The sequence below is a fragment of the Vibrio sp. V38_P2S17PM301 genome (genome assembly GCF_009904845.1).
Taxonomy (GTDB): Bacteria; Pseudomonadota; Gammaproteobacteria; order Enterobacterales; family Vibrionaceae; genus Vibrio; species Vibrio proteolyticus.
Window position 1 is genome coordinate 1 of sequence record NZ_WXWO01000084.1, and the last position, 3041, is coordinate 3041.

At 38.4% G+C, this 3041-nt stretch carries 3 protein-coding genes and 1 pseudogene; all 4 read right to left on the reverse strand.

The annotated features are described in order from the left end of the window. Nucleotides 1-610 (reverse strand): WecB/TagA/CpsF family glycosyltransferase (locus CAG64_RS18040; RefSeq protein ID WP_161489345.1); only part of this gene is annotated, 610 nt, incomplete at its 3' end. Next, a complete protein-coding gene (locus tag CAG64_RS18045) occupies nt 603-1148 on the reverse strand; it encodes an acyltransferase (RefSeq protein ID WP_161488745.1) in 546 nt (181 codons plus the stop codon). The genes CAG64_RS18045 and CAG64_RS18040, both read right to left, overlap by 8 nt. A gap of 15 nt (nt 1149-1163) precedes the next feature. Further along, nucleotides 1164-2426 carry a hypothetical protein gene (locus tag CAG64_RS18050; RefSeq protein ID WP_161488746.1) on the reverse strand — a complete coding sequence of 421 codons (1263 nt, stop codon included), beginning with the start codon at nt 2424-2426 and terminating at the stop codon, nt 1164-1166. After that, a pseudogene (locus tag CAG64_RS18055) lies at nt 2419-3041 on the reverse strand (hypothetical protein); the annotation flags it as partial. The gene CAG64_RS18050 and the pseudogene CAG64_RS18055, both read right to left, overlap by 8 nt.

Sequence of the window (3041 nt, forward strand, 5' to 3'; positions counted from 1 at the left end):
TCTTCTGTGCCCACTTCGGAGCTCGCTTCACGCGATCAGTAAATACGTCATATGTACCTCCTACCCCCATGTAAAAGGCCTCTGGGTAGCTCTCTCTACACTTGTTTATAAAGTTCTCTTGTCTAGGAGAGCCAAGTGCCACCGTTACGACTTTCGCTTGGCTTTCCTTAATTCTGTTTATAAGCTCCGCTTCATCTTTAAAATAGCCATCGCAAGCATCCACAACGTTAACATTAAGCGCTTGTTTTAACTTATCAACGGTCTGTTGGTTAACCTCTGGTTTAGCACCAACGATAAATACAGGGACATTGAGCTGTGCAGACCCTTTCATTAGCTCCAGCCACAAATCACAGCCAGGAATTCTCGCACTTGGGCAGCCACGTTTGGACATGACTAAAGAAACCCCTGCACCATCTGGATAACGAATGCTCGCCGACTCTAGAATTCTTTTTACATCAGCCTGCTCGTAACTTGATACTATTTTTTCAGCATTTACGGCAACAGCAAAGCCACTAATAACATTTCCCTGATGTAAGATAGAGTCAACAGCATGATCCATGTTGTCGTATGCAGAGATATCTAGCCCACCAATTTTGCATGTTTTATTCATTTTCGTACTTCTTTTCTGTTTCTTGGGCGTTTCTATATTTGATTACTTTTGCAGGTACTCCACCAACAATTGCATAACTTGGGACGTCTTTTGTCACCAACGAGCACGCACCAACAATTGCACCCTTTCCAATGGTAATTCCATGCTTTATAACAGCATTTCTACCAACCCAAACATCATCTTCAATAACTGGTGGAAGACCAAACACATCCTCTTGATCAACCATCGGAATATCTAGTCTTTCATAACTATGTGTGCTGGAAAGAATTGCTACATTCGGCGCAATCATTACATTGTTGCCAATTGTGGCGCTTTGAATGAACACATTCTCATTGATACGAACGTTATGACCGATTTTTAACTCAGAGGCATTGGAGATGTAAATTCGATTCTCTAAGCGATTTTTAGAGTGTGCACTCACCACTTTTAACACTCTGCTCAAATACCAGCAACGAAGTTTGCTAAAAAGCGGTAAGTACCTAGAGTTAGGTAAGTTGTAGAAAAATAGATAGTAAATAACGAGCTTTAACTTTTTCATAGAGGTTCTTCGGCACTATATATCCATAATTTGAGAAGCTTTAGTAATGAAGATTATGTTTTCGTCTTCACCACCTTCTTTCATTAAGTTGTTTTCCACCACATCAAGCACGTAAGTTCGTCCAAGAAGCTCTAAAGCTTCAAAATGACAGGACGAGAATATTGAGAAGTGAGCTTTAGATGTACCAATTAACGTTAGCGTATCTTGATAAGCCTCTCTATCAATGACCTTAAAATTATTATTTTGAATCAGAGCTGAAAGCTTAGTGTGGTTTTGATGCTCTCGTGGATGAGGTCGATAAACAACGGTGTAATCTGGAAACTGTTCGATTAGACCGGTAACAAATTCAGAAACGTCTGTATAACAAATTCCCTGTCCAGTAAAAATAAAGAACTTATCGTTACCCACCTGTTTGAATATTTTCTTTTTTACCTCTTCACAAACTTGTGGCAACGCACCTTCAACTTCAATTTCCTCTTCCAGTACAAAGTTAGCTTCACGCATTTTTATTTGCCAAAAACTTGAATAGAGTTTTAGACGTTTAGGCAACATGCTGCTGCGCCATAACTCCACACCAGCATAATGATAAGAGGGGTGGTAAGGTGCCAAGAGACCGTGTTGATATTCGAGTGTCTTAATGCCTAATTCATTAGCTGCGCTAACTATTGCTGGCTTAGTGTATGCTGACACGACTTCAACATTCTGAACTCCAAGCCATTTCAGTAGTTTCTTATACGCCGCCTTCTTGCATTCGTAGTCTAATAAAATGACTTCTACTTGCTTCTGAGAGACACCATACTCTCGGATTAATAACTCAAAGAAACCCTCAGAGAGACTAGGAGTTCGAGAATACCAACCAAAACGTTTAATAAATAAAACGAATAACTTTACGATAAGGTTTTCAAAGATCACTCCACGCTTAAAGCATGTTAGGATTTTTGAACCTTCAAAATTTGAGCAATGATATAAAATACATAGCTTTTGTTGCTTTTCTGCGGAAACGAACTCGTCGTAAATTACGCCATCGCTTATTGATACACGAGAAAATGCACCAAAATAGGCCGTTCTCTTCTTGCTAAACCTAGCTCTAAATAAGTTGAGGAAGCTAAAAATTAGAGAAAGCAGCAATAACATATATGACTTTGATTTAAACTCCATATCCTCAACTGCTTTAGACAGAGTAATATGGCGAGTCATTTGGTATTTGAGTAAAGGCCAAACCTCAGCTTCGTTGCTAAGGTTGTTTTCAAGAATATGTGTTTCTATGACTTTATGCATTTTCTCGCTTCCTATTATGAACAAAAATAGCGTTGTTCGAAGTCAATATCCCTAGTAAAAAGAAAAGCAATAATCCTATCATATTTCCCATAATGGGTACCATCGAGCCAATCCCAACAAGCATCAAAAGTCCATTAATGCGAATCAATCTGACATGCACAACCTGGTCAACATAGCCATCTTTTTCAGCAAAAAACGGCTGAAAGATAAACCACATAACAAATATTATGCCAAGGCCATATTCTGCAATTAACGAAACGAAGAATAAGTCAAAAATAGGACCTTCAATTTGCCCTCCATAACCTATAATTGCTTTATCAACGTTAAAAAATGTATAAACATCAGTGTACATTTTGGACATCACTGTTCCATATGTACCAGGACCAGAACCAAATGGGAAGTTGTATTCGAAGATCTCCATTGCATAATAAAATATCTTATAACGCACATAGTCCTCGTTGAAGTTAGCTTGTACTGAATCACCAAAAACTAGCCATAGAATGGCTAAAACCGCAGGGGTAATAATAATTATAGCAATGGTTCCAATTATTCTAACCAATCCTTTATTCTTATACACAATGGTTATCCCATATACAAACAGGAGAATTAGGAGTT